We start from the raw sequence: 14,661 nt of genomic DNA, 5'->3' as shown, positions 1-14,661 counted from the left end.
GGCGACGAGTCCGGGGCCTGCGTGGTCATGGACGTCCGCAATGGCGATATCCTGTGCATGATGTCGGCGCCGTCGTTCGACCCGAACCTGTTCGTCACCGGCGTCCCCAGCCGCACCTATCGGGCCCTGTCCGACTACGAACGCAAGCCGCTGTTGGACAAGGCCATCGGGGGCGTCTTCCACCCCGGTTCGACTTTCAAGCTGACGACCTCGCTCGCGCTTTTGACCGCCGGTGTGGATCCGACCGAACGCGTCAACTGCGGCGGAGGCTACCGCTTTGGCAATCGGACCTTCCGGTGTTGGAGCCGAAGCGGTCACGGCCCGCAGACCATGCACGACGCGATCAAGAATTCCTGCGACGTCTATTTCTACCACATGTGCAACAGGGCCGGGGTCGACGGCATCCACGAGGCCGCCAAGAACATCGGCTTTCTTCAGACGTTCGACATCGGTGTCGACAACCAGAAGACGGGCTCCGTGCCTAGCCAGGCCTGGAAGGCGGAGTACAACAAGAACAATCCCAATTCGGATTCCCGCGTCTGGTATCCAGGCGAGACCCTGTCGGTCGCGATCGGCCAGGGCGACGTGAACGTCACCGCCCTGCAGCTTGCCGTGATGACCTCGCGCATCGCGAACGGGGTGAAGGCGCTTCAACCACGGTTGATCAAATCGGTCGGCGGCGTGGACCGGCCGTCGGGGGCGGAAGTGCCTGATCTGGCCTTTGCCCGTGAGCATCTGGACGTCGTGCGCCAAGGCATGGTGGCGGTGGCTAACGATCGCTCCGGCGGGGCTTATCGCCAGAGTCAGCTGGGCCTCGGCGACATCCAGATGGCAGGCAAGACCGGCACGGCCCAGGTGCGCAGCTATGACAATGTCGGCTCGCGATCCAGCAGCAGCGTTGGCTGGGCTCTGAAGGACCACAACCTCTTCGTCGCCTTCGCGCCGGTCGATCAGCCTCGGTACGCCATCGCGGTGATCGTCGAACACGGCGGTATGGCCGGATCGACAGCGGCCGCGCCGCGAGCCCGCGAGATCATGCGCACCGTGCTGCTGAAGGACCCCGAGATGCGCGAGCGGATCACCCGCCCGCCGCCGCCCGAGGCCACCGGCCCGCAACTGGACGAAGGCGCCATCGGCGCCGCGCCCGAGCCGGTCGGCGTGCCTGTGTCGCCTGGCCCGACTGCGGGTCCGCGCCCGTATCTGTCGGAGCCTCGCTGACGCGTACCTCAACGGCGGGGTGAACGGTCTGGCGTGCGACCTGCTGCCACAATGTGTCAGCAGCGCCCGGCCTATTGTCGCGCCGCCCCCTTGAAGGCAACGAAACCGGAACAGATGTGTTAGGCCGATGCGGGCAACCAGGAGGGCCGGTCTCGCAATGCTGGAGCACGTCCGATGAAAGCATCTGCGAGAGTCGCCTCCCCCGGGGCGGATGATCTGCGTCGCTACGGCACCATCCGCGCCGCTATGCCTGCACTGGCCGCAGATCTGTCGGCCGAGGATCTCGCCACGCAGTCCATGCCCGACGCCAGTCCGGGCAAATGGCATCTGGCGCACACCAGCTGGTTCTTCGAGGCGATGATTCTGGCGGCCGAGCCGGGATACAAGCCCGTCGATCCGCGTCTGCAGCAACTGTTCAACTCCTACTATGAGAGCCTGGGCCGGCGGGTCGAACGCCACGAGCGCGGCCTGATGACCCGGCCGTCGCGGGACGAAGTCCTGGCCTATCGCGCCGAGATCGACCGGCGCATGGCCGACCGGATCGGGCGGGGCTTTGGCGATCCGCTGGAAGCGTATCTGTTCGTTCTGGGCCTGCATCACGATCAGCAGCATCAGGAGCTGTTCCTGATGGACCTGCTGAACCTGATGTCGCGTTCGCCGCTCGATCCGGCAGCCTACGACGTCGAACCACGGCCTGGCGGGCCGCTGCAGCCGGGGCGGGGCGGTCAGATCCGATTCGAGGGCGGGCTCGTCGACATAGGGCATGATGGGTCGGGCTTCGCGTTCGACAACGAAGGACCGCGTCACCGGGCGTGGCTGGAGCCCTTCCTGCTGGATCATGACCTGGTCACCAATGGCCAGTGGCTGGCATTCATGGCCGATGGCGGCTACCGGCGGCCCGAACTGTGGCTGGCCGACGGCTGGGCGGTGGTGAAGACCGAGGGCTGGGACGCGCCGCTCTACTGGCGTCAGGATGATGGCGAATGGACCCTCCTGGGTCTCGCCGGGCGCGCGCAGGTCGATCCTGAGGTTCCGGTGCGGCACATCAGCGCCTATGAGGCCGACGCCTTCGCCCACTGGACCGGCAAACGTCTGCCGACCGAGGCGGAGTGGGAAAGCGCGGTGGCGACCGCGCCGGACGTCTTCTCCAACCTGTTCGGCGAGGTGTGGCAGCACACCTCCAGCGCCTATTCACCCTATCCCGGCTTCAGGCCCACCGAGGGCACGGCGTCGGAGTACAACGGCAAGTTCATGGCCAACCAGCGGGTCCTGCGCGGCGGCGCGTTCGCCACGCCGCCGGGGCACACGCGGGCCACATACCGCAACTTCTTCTATCCGCATCAAAGGTGGGCCTTCATGGGTTTGAGACTGGCGTCCGACGCCCCGGCGGGCGAACGCGCGCGCATCGAGGACCTGGAGACCGCACGCTTCCGGGCCGAACTGGTCGCCGGCCTCTCGCGGCCGGAAAAATCGGTGTCGCCCAAGTGGTTCTACGATGCCGCCGGGTCGGAACTGTTCGAGGACATCACCCGGCTGCCGGAATACTATCCGACGCGTCAGGAGGCTGCCCTGCTGCGCGAGATGGCGCCCGGCCTGACCGGGCATTTCGGCGACAACGCCGTCCTGGTCGAGTTCGGCTCCGGGGCCAGCGAGAAGACCCGCATCCTGCTGGATTCCGCGCCGACGTTGCAGGCCTATGTCCCTATCGACATCAGCCCAGACGCCCTGAACGCCGCCGCCGCCGGCATCGCCGAGGCCTATCCGCACATGGAGGTGGCGCCGATGGTCGGCGATTTCCTCAACCTCGCGCCCCTGCCGGAACTGGGGCGCGGCCGTCGGGTCGGCTTCTTCCCCGGCTCGACGATCGGCAATCTGGAGGAGGACCAGGCTGTGGCCTTCCTGGCCAATGCGCGCGATCGCCTCGGCCCGTCGTCGCTGTTCATCCTCGGCGTCGATCTGGTCAAGGATCCGGCTGTGCTGATCGCCGCCTATGACGACGCCCAGGGCGTGACGGCGGCCTTCAACAGGAACCTGCTGGTCCGCGCCAATCGCGAATTGGGCGCCGATTTCGATCTGGACGGGTTCGCGCACGTCGCGGTCTGGAACCTCGAACGGTCCCGGATGGAGATGCACCTTCGCGCTGCACGGGATATGGAGATCCATATCGGCGGCGCCGTGATCCCGTTCGTCGCCGGCGAGATCATCCACACCGAGAGTTCGCGCAAGTTCACCGAGGCCTCCGTGACGGGGATGGCCGAGGCTGCGGGCTGGCGGGTTGTGTCCTTCCAGAAGAGCCCTGATCCGTCCGTGGCCCTGGTTCTGCTCGCGGCCTGATACGCCGCCAGGGGGCGGTGCGCTGACGATACGCCCGGACGACGTCGAACAAACTTTTCTGTTCGACGTCGAAATTCCGATCTGGCCAGTCGTGGCGCGCCTGCACCAGCCGCGAGCGCGCCCTGGTCCGACGTGGGTGTAGTGTTCGTGATCACGGTTCGCGGAGAGGGTGAGCGCGGATTTCGTCCGTTTCGTCCGTATCGTCAGGGTGTTTTTGTCGTCCGGTCGGACGGGTGAGTTGCGACGCCCTTGGAGCGCGGACCTCCAGGTCCGCTCTTCGGCGGCGCAAAGAGCGGACCAACAAAAAGGGCGGCCGGTTCGCACCGGCCGCCCTGTCTGTTTCACCTTCGGCTCGACCTATTCAGCCTGGCCTTCAACGTCGTTGAGATCGTCGGGACGACGCGAGCCGTGGGAGGCCTCGCCCCCCTTTCGGCCGGCCTGTGCGGCCAAACTGCGGTCCTGGGAGAAGCTGCGCTTCTCGCTGGGCACGCTGGCTCCGCCCTTGCGGGCGATCTCGCGCTGTCGCTCGGGGTCCATCGAGGCGAAGCCTCGTTTGGAGACACCGGAGGGACGGGTGGGCTGTCCTTGGGCCATGTGAGGCTCCCTTTCGACTGTCATGCTCGCGCTCGCAGATGAGAACCCCGAAGCCCGGCGCGGGTTCCGAAGGCTCGATATTTCAACAGTCTGCGAATCAGTCTGCGCCTGGCCTTTCGACCTCCCCGTCGTTGTCGCCGGGCTGTGGCGGCACCTCGTATGGCGTACCCGCCGGATCGATTTCCGGTTGCGGCGACGGCGTCATCGGCGGGGTGATCTCGGGCTGGGGGGTGGGGTCGGTCATGGTGTGATCTCGCGGCCCGGATTGGGCTTCACAAGAAGGAACCGCCGACCGCCGCCCGGGTTCAATCGGCCTGATCACAAGCCCGGCAGGAGTTCGCCATGACCGACATTAATCCGACCAACCTCAGCGCCGAAGACATCCTCGACGACGCCGATGATCAACGCGTCCGTCTGGATCGTGCAGGCGATCGCTGGATGGCCAATGCCGAGGCGCGCACCTTCGCCCGTGAGCAGGGGCTGCGCGAGGCGGTCCGCTCGGATATCGAGACCGGCCGCAACTGGGCCCGCGAACGGACCTTCGTCGCTCGCGCCAGGATCGAGGAAAAGCCGTTGAAGGCGACGGTCTATGCCCTCGGCGTCGGCGTGCTGATCGGCCTGTTGCTGCGCCGCTGAGGCGTCAGGCCGGACCGGTCGCCGGCCGGACCAGCGGCGTCCGGGCGACCGCCGCATCGGACACGAACGGATTGGTCCGGCGCTCCTCGCCGAAGGTCGAGATCGCGCCGTGGCCAGGCACAAAGGTGACGTCGTCGCCGAGCGGCCACAGCTTCGTCACCACTGACCGGATCAGGGCCTCCGGATCGCTGCGCGGGAAGTCGGTGCGGCCGACCGAGCCCTTGAACAGCACGTCGCCGACCTGGGCGAACCGCGCCGCCCGATTGAAGAAGATCACATGCCCCGGCGTGTGGCCCGGGCAGTGGGCGACCTCCCAGGTCGTCTCACCCAGCGTCACAGTGTCGCCGTCGCCAAGCCAGCGGGTCGGGGTGAAGGTCCGCGCATCGGGAATACCCCAGCGCTGGCCATGCTCGGGCAGGTCGGCGATCCAGAACTGATCCTCGGGATGCGGCCCGATAATCGGGGCCCCGGACTTCTCGGCCATCTCTGCCGCGCCCGCGGCATGGTCGAGGTGGCCGTGGGTGATCCAGATCTGCTCCAGCGCCAGGCCGCGTCGGGCCACCTCGGCCATCACCGCATCGACCGAGCCGCCCGGATCGATCACCGCGGCCTTCATCGTCGCCGTGCACCAGACGGTGGTGCAGTTCTGTTGCAGCGGCGTGACCGGGGTCACGAATACGCCGACGGGTGAGGGAGCCAGAGAAGCGGAGTGGGGCATTCCACCGACATAGCGAGCCGGGGTGTCTGGTGAAACCGCCTCCGCGTTGACCTTTTGGGTCCATCTCGACATAAGGGCGGGCTTAGAGGCGCCGCTCCGGATGGGGCGGCCCTTTCTGCTTTTCCCCATCTTTGCGCGCGCCGATGCTCGGCGCCGCTCCAGAGCGTCAGATTCGTCCCATGCAAGTCGTCCAGAACACCACCGAAGGCCTGAGCCGCATCATCACCGTGACGGTGCCGGTCGCGGAACTGAACGCCAAGCTGGACGCCAAACTGGCCGAGATGGCCCCGAAGATGAAGCTGAAGGGCTTCCGTCCCGGCAAGGTGCCTGCGTCACACGTCAAGAAGACCTTCGGTCGCGACATGATGGGCGAGATCGTCAATGACGCCATCAACGAGTCGAGCCAGGCCGCCCTTGAAGAGATCAAGGTTCGCCCGGCCGCTCCCGCCGACATGAAACTGACCTCGGACATGGACAAGGTCCTCGCCGGTTCCGACGATCTGGCCTTCGAAATGGCCCTGGAAGTCATGCCCGACTTCACTCCGGTCGATCCCCAGACCCTGAAGTTGGACCGTCCTGTCTACGAGGCCTCCGACGAGGATCTGGACGAGGCGCTGAAGGAACTGGCCGGCCAGGCCAAGTCCTACGAGGACAAGAAGGGCAAGACCGTGAAGGCTGCCGACGGCGACCAGGTCACTATTGATTACCTCGGCAAGCTGGACGGGGTGGCTTTCGACGGCGGGACCGCCGAGGACGCCGACTTGGTGATCGGTTCGAACCGCTTCATCCCCGGCTTCGAAGAGCAACTGAAGGGCGCCAAGGTCGGCGACGAGAAAACGATCGAAGTCACCTTCCCGGCCGACTATCAGGCGGCCAATCTGGCCGGAAAACTGGCCACTTTCGACATCAAGGTGAAGGCCATCAAGGCCGAGATCGAAGCCACGGTCGATGAAGAGTTCGCCAAGCGCATCGGCCTTGAGTCGCTGGACAAGCTGAAGGATCTGCTGCGCCAGAACCTGAACCAGCAATACGCCGGCGCCGCCCGCTACAAGCTCAAGCGCGCACTGCTGGACCAGCTGGACACTGCCCACTCCTTCGAGCTCCCGCCCAAGATGGTCGAGGCCGAGTTCGACGGCATCTGGCAGCAGGTCGAGGCCGACAAGGCCGCCGGCAACCTGCCGGAGGAGGACGCCAAGAAGTCCGACAAGAAGCTCAGGGAAGAGTACCACAAGATCGCCGAACGCCGCGTGCGTCTGGGTCTGGTGCTTGCCGAGATCGGCCGGGCCAACAATGTCGGCGTCACCGATCAGGAACTGAACAACGCCATCATGGCCGAGGCCCGCAACTACCGTGGCCAGGAGCGCCAGGTCCTGGACTTCTATCGCCAGAACCCGAACGCTGCCGCCCAGATGCGCGCCCCGATCTATGAGGAAAAGGTCGTCGACCTGATCTTCGACCAGGCCAAGGTGACAGACACTCCGATCACCAAGGAAGAGCTGCTCAAGGACGAAGACGAAGGCTAAGGCTTGCCACTCGCCTGACGGGCGGCTAGCTTCGACAATTCGCGTTTGAGTAGTGGGTTGCGATGTTGGTTTCGGTTCTTTCGATCGCGCTTATGCTCGCTGGGGCGCAGGCTGCTTCCCCGGCCGCGGGCGTCCAGGCTGCGCCTCAGGACGAATCGACCACTCTGTCCACCATTGAGGTCGAGGGCCAACGCCGCACCGCCTACGACGCGGCTCGCACCTTCACCAACGAGATTCTGGTCACGCCGCCCCGGCGCGGCATCGCCCGCTGGCGCACGACGGACCCGATCTGCACCGGCGTCGTGAACATGCAGCGGGATGTGGCGCAGGCCCTGGCCGACCGGATCGCCGACCGGGTGGTCGGATTGGGACTTCAAGCGGGGGAGCCGGGCTGCAAGGCCAATATGATCATCGTCGGGGCCGACGACGGCGCCGCCATGGCCAGCAGCCTCATCGAGGCCCGCCCGAGGGCCTACATCACCGGCATCGCCGGAACCTCGCTGACCTATAGCGCCCTGAACATCTTCCGCACCTCCGACGCCCCGGTTCGCTGGTGGATGCTGACCGTGCCGCTCGACGCACGGGCCGGAGAAGTCACCGTTCGAACGCCAGATTCGGAAGACGCGCCGATCCGCCGCATCGACGGCGCGGGTCGCCTGCGCAGTCAGGACATCAACGCCATCTTCCAGGTCATGGTCGTCGTCGATGTGAACCGCATCGGCACGGTCGATGTCGGACAGCTCGGCGACTACATCGCCATGGTCACCCTGGCCCAGGTCGACGCCCAGGCCGATGTGGCCGGGTTCGAGACCGTGCTGAACCTGTTCCAGGATCCTGCCGGCGTCTCGGGTCTGACGGACTGGGACCTGACCTATCTGCGCCAGCTCTACGCCGCCGATCTCAGCGTCCTGAGCGCCTCCGCACAGGTCGGCAGGATCGCGGGCGCCATGGCGCGGGCCGAGCAAGCGGACGATGGGAACGCCGACTGACGGGGCGGCGATGACCCGACCAGCCTGTTCGTCGCGTCTCGTTGACCGTTTCGGATCCCCCCGGCTTGTATCGCTTGCACCGGACCGCAATATGAGGACGGAACCGCGACCGACGTGAGTCGCGGGCCCCAGCATTCAGCGAGACCTCATGCGCGACCCGATCGACTACATCTCCTCGAACCTCGTCCCCATGGTGGTGGAGCAGTCCAGCCGCGGCGAGCGGGCCTTCGACATCTTCTCCCGCCTGCTGCGCGAACGGATCATCTTCCTGACCGGCCCGTTCGAGGACAGCATGGCCAGCCTGATCTGCGCCCAGCTGCTGTTCCTGGAATCGGAGAACCCGAAGAAGGAAATCAGCATGTACATCAACAGTCCCGGTGGTCAGGTGACCTCGGCGCTCGCGATCTACGACACCATGCAATACATCAAGTCGCCGGTCTCGACGGTGGTCATGGGCATGGCGGCGTCGGCCGGCTCCCTGATCCTGACGGCCGGCGAGGCGGGCCAGCGTATAGCCCTGCCGAACGCCCGCGTCATGGTCCACCAGCCCTCGGGCGGCTTCCGCGGCACGGCCTCGGACATCGAGCGCCACGCCGAAGACATCATCGCCACCAAGCGCCGCCTGAATGAAATCTACGTCCACCACACGGGCCGAACCTACGAGGAAGTCGAGCGCACCCTGGACCGCGACCACTTCATGACGGCCGAGGAGTCGAAGGCCTGGGGCATTGTCGACCACGTCTACGACAAGCGCAGCGAGGCCGAGGCAGACGGCATCAAGACCGTCTGACCCAATCGGACGAATGAACGGAGAAGGGCGCGCCGGGATCGGCGCGCCCTTTTCGTTTGTGCTATCAGCGCCCGATGCAGCACACGCGCGATCTCAAAGGCGTCGTCCAGGTCGACGGCGAAGACTACGAATGGGAGGTCCGGCGCCAGCCCCAGCGGACCACCGGCAACAACTGGGACGGCATCGGCATCGCCCTGAAGCTCGTTGACGCCCAGCGCGAGGCCATCGTGATGTTTCCGATGGTGATGCGCGCCAACGGCACCCCGAACTTCGAGCGCCAGCGCATCAATCTGGAGAGCGTCAAGAACGCCATCGCCTCGGCGATCGCCGCCGGCTGGGCCCCCACCTCGCGCGGCAAGGTCGTCGTCTTCGACGTCGACGCAGACGGCAACTAACGCCGCGCCGGTTGTCCGGTAAACACGCGGAAGCCCGGCTGTTCTGCGATCGCCAGCATCTCGGTGTCGCCCGAGGTATCGCCATAGGCGGCCGTCAGCTTCAGATCCGGCCCGAACGCCTCCTGCAGACGACGCACCTTTTCCTCGCCGCGGCAATTGGGGCTCGAGAAGGCGCCGGTGACCCGGTCCTGGTCATCGAAGGTCAGGTGCGTGCCCAGCAGGCCCTCCGCCCCCAGTCGCCGGGCGAACGGAGCCACGGTGATCTCCGGCGAGGCAGTCACGATCACGCGATGGGCGCCCTGCCGACCCCAGTCTTCCCAGACCCTCAGCGCGTCCGGTCGCAAGAATTTGTCCCAGGCGTGATCGGCGAACCGGGCGGCATCTGCTTCCAGCTCGGCGCGGGTGACGCCCTTGAGAAAGATCTTCACGGAGGCGGCCTTGATGGCGCCCCGGTCGCGATCCCGCGCATAGGCCGCCGTGGCCCGGGCCATCTTGACCAGTCCCAAGGCCCAGCCGCCCGACCCGGCCCGCCAGCGCAGGAACTGGGTGAAGCTGTCGCGAACCGTCAGCGTACCGTCGAAATCGAACGCGACGATGGGTCGCGAGCGATCCTCGGACTGGCGAAAGCCGCCCGTGGCGCCCATGTCACCCATTCGCCGTGATCTCCATCCAGCCTGAACAGTCCCCGTCACATGCGCTTCGCCGGTCTTCGGCGGGGTTGTGGCGAGCTTGCGGATGGTTGATTGTCATTTTTTGAATATCTTCGCGTCCATAGTGGTGGAATCAACGCGAGGAAAGCGTGTCCGTCTCCCAGAGCGGCGCGAGAGTGAGAAGGGTCTATGACCAAAGCAGCCGGCACCGACGCCAAAAGTACGCTCTACTGCTCGTTCTGCGGCAAGAGCCAGCATGAGGTGCGCAAGCTCATCGCCGGACCCACCGTGTTCATCTGCGATGAATGCGTCGAGCTGTGCATGGATATCATCCGTGAAGAGCACAAAATTGGTTTCGTCAAATCCAAGGATGGCGTGCCCACGCCCAAGGAAATCCGCGAAGTCCTCGACGACTATGTGATCGGCCAGAGCCACGCCAAGAAGGTCCTCTCGGTCGCTGTCCACAACCACTACAAGCGCCTGAACCACGCGACGAAGAACAACGACGTCGAGCTGGCCAAGTCGAACATCATGCTGATCGGCCCGACGGGCTCCGGCAAGACGCTGCTGGCCCAGACCCTGGCCCGCATCATCGACGTGCCCTTCACCATGGCCGACGCCACCACCCTGACCGAGGCCGGTTATGTCGGTGAAGACGTCGAAAACATCATCCTGAAGCTGCTGCAGGCGTCGGACTACAACGTCGAGCGGGCTCAGCGCGGCATCGTCTACATCGACGAAATCGACAAGATTTCGCGCAAGTCCGACAACCCCTCGATCACCCGGGACGTCTCGGGCGAGGGCGTGCAGCAGGCCCTGCTGAAGATCATGGAAGGCACCGTCGCCTCCGTGCCTCCGCAAGGCGGCCGCAAACATCCGCAGCAGGAGTTCCTGCAGGTCGACACCGCCAACATCCTGTTCATCGTCGGCGGCGCCTTCGCCGGCTTGGAAAAGGTGATCTCTGCCCGCGGGGCAGGGGCCTCGATCGGCTTCGGCGCCAAGGTGTCGAACGTCGATGAACGCCGCACGGGCGACATCCTCAAGGGTGTCGAGCCGGACGATCTGATGCGTTTCGGCCTGATCCCGGAGTTCATTGGCCGTCTGCCCGTTCTGGCGACGCTGGAGGACCTCGACGAGGAAGCCCTCGTCACCATCCTGACCGAGCCGAAGAACGCCCTGGTGAAGCAGTACAAGCGCCTGTTCGAGATGGAGAACGTGGCTCTGACCTTCACCGACGACGCGCTGAATGCGATCGCCAAGAAGGCCATCACCCGCAAGACCGGCGCCCGCGGACTGCGGTCCATCCTGGAAGGCATCCTGCTGGAGACGATGTTCGAACTGCCGACCTTCGAAGGCGTCGAGGAAGTCGTCGTCAACGCCGAGGTCATCGAGGGCAAGGCCCAGCCTCTGCTCATCTACGCCGAGAAGAAAAAGGCCGCCGACGGCGCCGCATAAGGCGGGTTGCCGGCAAGAGAACAGGGGCGGGGCCTTTGCGGCTCCGCCCCTTTTTCATGTCCGGTCAGTCAGTTCGTCGGTGGCTTGGGATGGAGATTCGTCTCCTCCGCCGCCGTCTGGGCATTGGCGCGGGTCTCATCGGTAACCTGACCGACATCGGCTCCGGTCGGGCTGGCCATGCTGGAATCTGCGGGCGCCATTGTTTCCGATCCGGCATTGATGCTGGTCGCCGTGCTGGATGAACCGACGGGCGAGCCTGTCGATGCATCCGAACCTGCGCTGTCGGCGGACATTGCATCCGCGCTCGCGCCCGCGTCATCGGCGGCCGGCCCTGTCTCGGTGTCGCGGTTGCAAGCGGACAGCGTCAGCAGGGATGCGGCCGCAGCCAGAGTGATGATCCTGTACAAGAAGGTCTCCCAATCTCGGTTAATGTTGCGTCCGCAACGGCTCCGGTTGAGTTCGGTTGCTGATCGTGAATCAGGCTGCGGCGCACAGGCCACAGGGGTCTGTGTGGTCTCATTGCCGCCGAACACGCCTGCGGAGGTAGTCCGACCCCGGGCGGCTCGGAGTCTGCACGGTTCGTGCAGCTTGACCGTCGCTGCGCGCATCTGTGCATCGTCCCGTGGCGAAGCTTGAACCCCGGGGCCAAGGGACCACATACTCACATGAACGCCGTCGGAATCGACGGGCCTCTCCAGGGTGTCGCTGCATATCGCGGGGCGTCAGGGGCGGGCGGACCGGAGATGATCGAAGGTCCAGGAGCGCATTATGTCCGAGAGTAAAATTCTGCCCGTCCTGCCTCTGCGGGACATCGTCGTCTTCCCACATATGGTCGTGCCGCTCTTCGTAGGGCGCGAGAAATCCGTGCGGGCGCTCGACGAGATCATGAAGGGTGAAAAGCAGATCCTGCTGGCCACCCAGAAGAACAGCATCGATGACGATCCGTCGCCAGACGCCATGTATCCGGTCGGCGTGCTCGCCACCGTGCTGCAACTGCTGAAGCTGCCGGACGGCACCGTGAAGGTCCTCGTCGAGGGCAAGGGCAGGGCCCGCCTGACCCGTTTCACCGACCGCGAGGAGTATTTCGAGGCCGAGGCCGTCGAGATCGAGGACGACCTGGGTGAACCCGCTCAGGCCGAGGCCCTCTTGCGCGCCGTGGTCGAACAGTTCGAATCCTATGTGAAGCTGAACAAGAAGGTGCCGCCCGAGGCCCTCAGTTCCATCCCCCAGATCACCGATGCGTCCAAGCTGGCCGACAGCGTCGCCGCGCATCTGTCGGTCAAGATCGCCGACAAGCAGAGCCTGCTTGAAACCATCGCCGTGCCCGCCCGTCTGGAGAAGGTCTATGGCCTGATGGAGGGCGAGATATCCGTCCTGCAGGTCGAGAAGAAGATCCGCTCGCGTGTGAAGCGCCAGATGGAGAAGACCCAGCGCGAATATTATCTGAACGAGCAGATGAAGGCGATCCAGCGCGAGCTGGGTGAGACCGACGATGCGCGCGACGAGATCATGGAGCTGGAGAAGCGCATCCGTAAGACGCGCCTGTCCAAGGAAGCCCGCACCAAGGCCGAGGCCGAGGTCAAGAAGCTGCGCAACATGAGCCCTATGTCGGCCGAGTCGACCGTGGTCCGGAACTACCTCGACTGGCTGCTCGCGATTCCGTGGGGCAAGACCAAGCAGAAGGCCATCGACCTGAACAAGGCCGAAGCCATTCTCGAGGAGGACCACTACGGCCTCGAGAAGGTGAAGGAACGGATCATCGAGTATTTGGCGGTGCAGGCGCGCACCAACAGCCTCAAGGGCCCGATCCTGTGCCTTGTCGGCCCTCCGGGCGTCGGCAAGACCTCGCTGGCCAAGTCGATCGCCAAGGCGACCGGTCGTGAATACGTCCGCATGTCCCTGGGGGGGATGCGCGACGAGGCCGAAATTCGCGGTCACCGCCGCACCTACATCGGGTCGATGCCGGGCAAGATCATCCAGTCGATGAAGAAGGTGAAGACGACGAACGCCTTCATCCTGCTGGACGAGATCGACAAGCTGGGCGCCGACTGGCGCGGGGACCCGTCCTCGGCCCTGCTGGAGGTGCTGGATCCGGCGCAGAACAATGCGTTCGGCGACCACTATCTGGAGGTCGACTACGACCTGTCGAACATCATGTTCGTGACCACGGCCAACAGCCTGAACATGCCTCAGCCCCTGATCGACCGGATGGAGATCATCCGTGTCAGCGGCTACACCGAGGATGAGAAGGTCGAGATCGCCAAGCGTCACGTCCTGCCCAAGGTCACGTCCGACAACGGCCTGACGCCGGCAGAGTTCGTGGTGCCCGACGAACAGATCCGCGACCTGATCCGCTATTACACCCGGGAAGCCGGCGTGCGGTCGCTGGAGCGCGCTCTGGGCGGCCTGGCCCGCAAGGCCGTGCGCGAGATGTCCAAGGAAGGCACGACCACGATCACGGTCGATGCCGAGAAGCTGGCCAAATACGCGGGTGTTCAGAAGTTCCGCTATGGCGAGACGGACGAGGAGGATCAGGTGGGCATCGTCACCGGCCTGGCCTGGACGGAGTTCGGCGGCGAAATCCTCACCATCGAGGCGATCAAGATGCCGGGCCGCGGTCGCATGACCGTCACCGGCAACCTGAAGGAGGTGATGAAGGAATCGATCTCCGCCGCCGCCTCCTACGTCCGGGCGCGCTCGCTCAGCTTCGGCGTCAAGCCGCCGGTGTTCGAGAAGACCGACATCCACGTCCACGTGCCGGACGGTGCCACGCCCAAGGACGGCCCGTCCGCCGGCGTCGCCATGACCGTGGCCATGGTCTCGGTCCTGACCGGCGTGCCGATCCGCAAGGACATCGCCATGACGGGCGAGATCACCCTGCGGGGTCGCGTCACTGCCATCGGCGGCCTGAAGGAGAAGCTGCTCGCGGCCCTGCGCTCCGGCGTCAAGACCGTGCTGATCCCACAGGAGAACGAGAAGGACCTCGCCGACGTGCCTGACAACGTGAAGGGCGCGCTGGAGATCATCCCGATCTCGACGGCCGACGAGGCGCTGAAATGGGCCCTGACCGGCTCCCTGACCGCCGTCGAGTGGGACGAGGTGGCTGAGCCGCTGAACCCCGGTCCGACCCCGCCCCCGGCGGTCGATGGATCGACCGTCGTCAGCCACTGACCTGAACAGCCTCCCCGCCAACCGGCGGGGAGGTTTTTCTTTGTTCCGCGCGGGTTGAACCGACGGCGTTGACCGGGCACTTAGACCGCGTGGAGGGCGGCTAGCTCAGCTGGTCAGAGCATCTCGTTTACACCGAGAGGGTCGGCGGTTCGAACCCGTCGCCGCCTACCACCGGACACAGAAAAGGC

Annotated in this window: 14 protein-coding genes and 1 tRNA gene; 10 read left to right on the top strand and 5 right to left on the bottom strand. The window is 65.4% G+C overall.

Translation table 11 applies throughout. The features are described from left to right. Positions 1 to 1,218: penicillin-binding transpeptidase domain-containing protein (locus ACP7AU_RS05675; RefSeq protein WP_426050791.1), on the top strand; the 1,218-nt coding region annotated here is incomplete at its 5' end. 174 nt (positions 1,219 to 1,392) lie between these two features. Next, entirely contained in the window at positions 1,393 to 3,552 is a 2,160-nt protein-coding gene (gene egtB, locus ACP7AU_RS05670; protein ID WP_426050790.1) for an ergothioneine biosynthesis protein EgtB, read from the top strand. 357 nt (positions 3,553 to 3,909) lie between these two features. On the opposite strand, the gene ACP7AU_RS05665 is transcribed toward egtB, so the two are convergent. Then, complete coding sequence (locus ACP7AU_RS05665; RefSeq protein ID WP_426050789.1) at positions 3,910 to 4,170, bottom strand: general stress protein; 261 nt, start codon at positions 4,168 to 4,170, stop codon at positions 3,910 to 3,912. 73 nt (positions 4,171 to 4,243) lie between these two features. After that, positions 4,244 to 4,390, bottom strand: coding sequence for a hypothetical protein (locus tag ACP7AU_RS05660; protein WP_426040610.1), 147 nt, complete (start codon positions 4,388 to 4,390; stop codon positions 4,244 to 4,246). A gap of 98 nt (positions 4,391 to 4,488) precedes the next feature. Between ACP7AU_RS05660 and ACP7AU_RS05655 the strand changes: the two genes are divergently transcribed. Continuing rightward, entirely contained in the window at positions 4,489 to 4,782 is a 294-nt protein-coding gene (locus tag ACP7AU_RS05655) for a hypothetical protein (RefSeq protein WP_426039128.1), read from the top strand. A 4-nt stretch (positions 4,783 to 4,786) separates the two neighbouring features. On the opposite strand, the gene ACP7AU_RS05650 is transcribed toward ACP7AU_RS05655, so the two are convergent. Beyond that, positions 4,787 to 5,500 carry an MBL fold metallo-hydrolase gene (locus ACP7AU_RS05650; protein WP_426050788.1) on the bottom strand — a complete coding sequence of 238 codons (714 nt, stop codon included), beginning with the start codon at positions 5,498 to 5,500 and terminating at the stop codon, positions 4,787 to 4,789. A 179-nt stretch (positions 5,501 to 5,679) separates the two neighbouring features. Between ACP7AU_RS05650 and tig the strand changes: the two genes are divergently transcribed. The 4 genes from tig (at position 5,680) to ACP7AU_RS05630 (ending at position 9,197) form a co-directional block, all read left to right on the top strand. Further along, positions 5,680 to 7,023: a trigger factor gene (tig, locus tag ACP7AU_RS05645; protein ID WP_426050787.1), complete on the top strand. Its 1,344-nt coding sequence runs from the start codon at positions 5,680 to 5,682 to the stop codon at positions 7,021 to 7,023. 92 nt (positions 7,024 to 7,115) lie between these two features. Then, on the top strand, positions 7,116 to 8,012 hold the full coding sequence (locus tag ACP7AU_RS05640) for a hypothetical protein (RefSeq protein WP_426050786.1): 897 nt from the start codon (positions 7,116 to 7,118) through the stop codon (positions 8,010 to 8,012). Between the two features lie 148 nt (positions 8,013 to 8,160). Continuing rightward, positions 8,161 to 8,802, top strand: coding sequence for an ATP-dependent Clp protease proteolytic subunit (locus ACP7AU_RS05635; RefSeq protein WP_303694957.1), 642 nt, complete (start codon positions 8,161 to 8,163; stop codon positions 8,800 to 8,802). A 74-nt stretch (positions 8,803 to 8,876) separates the two neighbouring features. Continuing rightward, entirely contained in the window at positions 8,877 to 9,197 is a 321-nt protein-coding gene (locus ACP7AU_RS05630; RefSeq protein WP_426050785.1) for a hypothetical protein, read from the top strand. On the opposite strand, the gene ACP7AU_RS05625 is transcribed toward ACP7AU_RS05630, so the two are convergent. Continuing rightward, positions 9,194 to 9,850, bottom strand: coding sequence for an HAD-IB family hydrolase (locus tag ACP7AU_RS05625; RefSeq protein WP_426039132.1), 657 nt, complete (start codon positions 9,848 to 9,850; stop codon positions 9,194 to 9,196). The genes ACP7AU_RS05630 and ACP7AU_RS05625 overlap by 4 nt on opposite strands. Positions 9,851 to 10,036: 186 nt before the next feature. Here ACP7AU_RS05625 and clpX point away from each other — a divergent pair, with 186 nt between their 5' ends. Beyond that, positions 10,037 to 11,302: an ATP-dependent Clp protease ATP-binding subunit ClpX gene (gene clpX / locus ACP7AU_RS05620; protein WP_425989739.1), complete on the top strand. Its 1,266-nt coding sequence runs from the start codon at positions 10,037 to 10,039 to the stop codon at positions 11,300 to 11,302. Positions 11,303 to 11,370: 68 nt separating this feature from the next. Here clpX and ACP7AU_RS05615 read toward each other — a convergent pair whose 3' ends face one another. Then, complete coding sequence (locus ACP7AU_RS05615) at positions 11,371 to 11,835, bottom strand: hypothetical protein (RefSeq protein WP_426050784.1); 465 nt, start codon at positions 11,833 to 11,835, stop codon at positions 11,371 to 11,373. A gap of 235 nt (positions 11,836 to 12,070) precedes the next feature. On the opposite strand from ACP7AU_RS05615, the gene lon reads away from it, so the two are divergent. Both lon and ACP7AU_RS05605 read left to right on the top strand, forming a co-directional pair. Beyond that, a complete protein-coding gene (gene lon, locus ACP7AU_RS05610) occupies positions 12,071 to 14,473 on the top strand; it encodes an endopeptidase La (RefSeq protein ID WP_426050783.1) in 2,403 nt (800 codons plus the stop codon). Between the two features lie 94 nt (positions 14,474 to 14,567). Further along, positions 14,568 to 14,644 (top strand) — tRNA-Val (locus ACP7AU_RS05605). The last annotated feature ends 17 nt before the right edge of the window (positions 14,645 to 14,661 follow it).

Origin of the sequence: Brevundimonas sp. SL161 (assembly GCF_049896985.1) — a bacterium.
Taxonomy (GTDB): Bacteria; Pseudomonadota; Alphaproteobacteria; order Caulobacterales; family Caulobacteraceae; genus Brevundimonas.
Note: the sequence above shows the minus strand (reverse complement) of the source record. Positions and strands in the feature narration are given on the sequence as shown.

Coding starts and splice junctions, on each gene's coding strand:
- egtB (WP_426050790.1), top strand. CDS start 1,393: ATGAAAGCATCTGCGAGAGTCGCCTCCCCCGGGGCGGATGATCTGCGT.
- ACP7AU_RS05665 (WP_426050789.1), bottom strand. CDS start 4,170: ATGACAGTCGAAAGGGAGCCTCACATGGCCCAAGGACAGCCCACCCGT.
- ACP7AU_RS05660 (WP_426040610.1), bottom strand. CDS start 4,390: ATGACCGACCCCACCCCCCAGCCCGAGATCACCCCGCCGATGACGCCG.
- ACP7AU_RS05655 (WP_426039128.1), top strand. CDS start 4,489: ATGACCGACATTAATCCGACCAACCTCAGCGCCGAAGACATCCTCGAC.
- ACP7AU_RS05650 (WP_426050788.1), bottom strand. CDS start 5,500: ATGCCCCACTCCGCTTCTCTGGCTCCCTCACCCGTCGGCGTATTCGTG.
- tig (WP_426050787.1), top strand. CDS start 5,680: ATGCAAGTCGTCCAGAACACCACCGAAGGCCTGAGCCGCATCATCACC.
- ACP7AU_RS05640 (WP_426050786.1), top strand. CDS start 7,116: ATGCTCGCTGGGGCGCAGGCTGCTTCCCCGGCCGCGGGCGTCCAGGCT.
- ACP7AU_RS05635 (WP_303694957.1), top strand. CDS start 8,161: ATGCGCGACCCGATCGACTACATCTCCTCGAACCTCGTCCCCATGGTG.
- ACP7AU_RS05630 (WP_426050785.1), top strand. CDS start 8,877: ATGCAGCACACGCGCGATCTCAAAGGCGTCGTCCAGGTCGACGGCGAA.
- ACP7AU_RS05625 (WP_426039132.1), bottom strand. CDS start 9,850: ATGGGTGACATGGGCGCCACGGGCGGCTTTCGCCAGTCCGAGGATCGC.
- clpX (WP_425989739.1), top strand. CDS start 10,037: ATGACCAAAGCAGCCGGCACCGACGCCAAAAGTACGCTCTACTGCTCG.
- lon (WP_426050783.1), top strand. CDS start 12,071: ATGTCCGAGAGTAAAATTCTGCCCGTCCTGCCTCTGCGGGACATCGTC.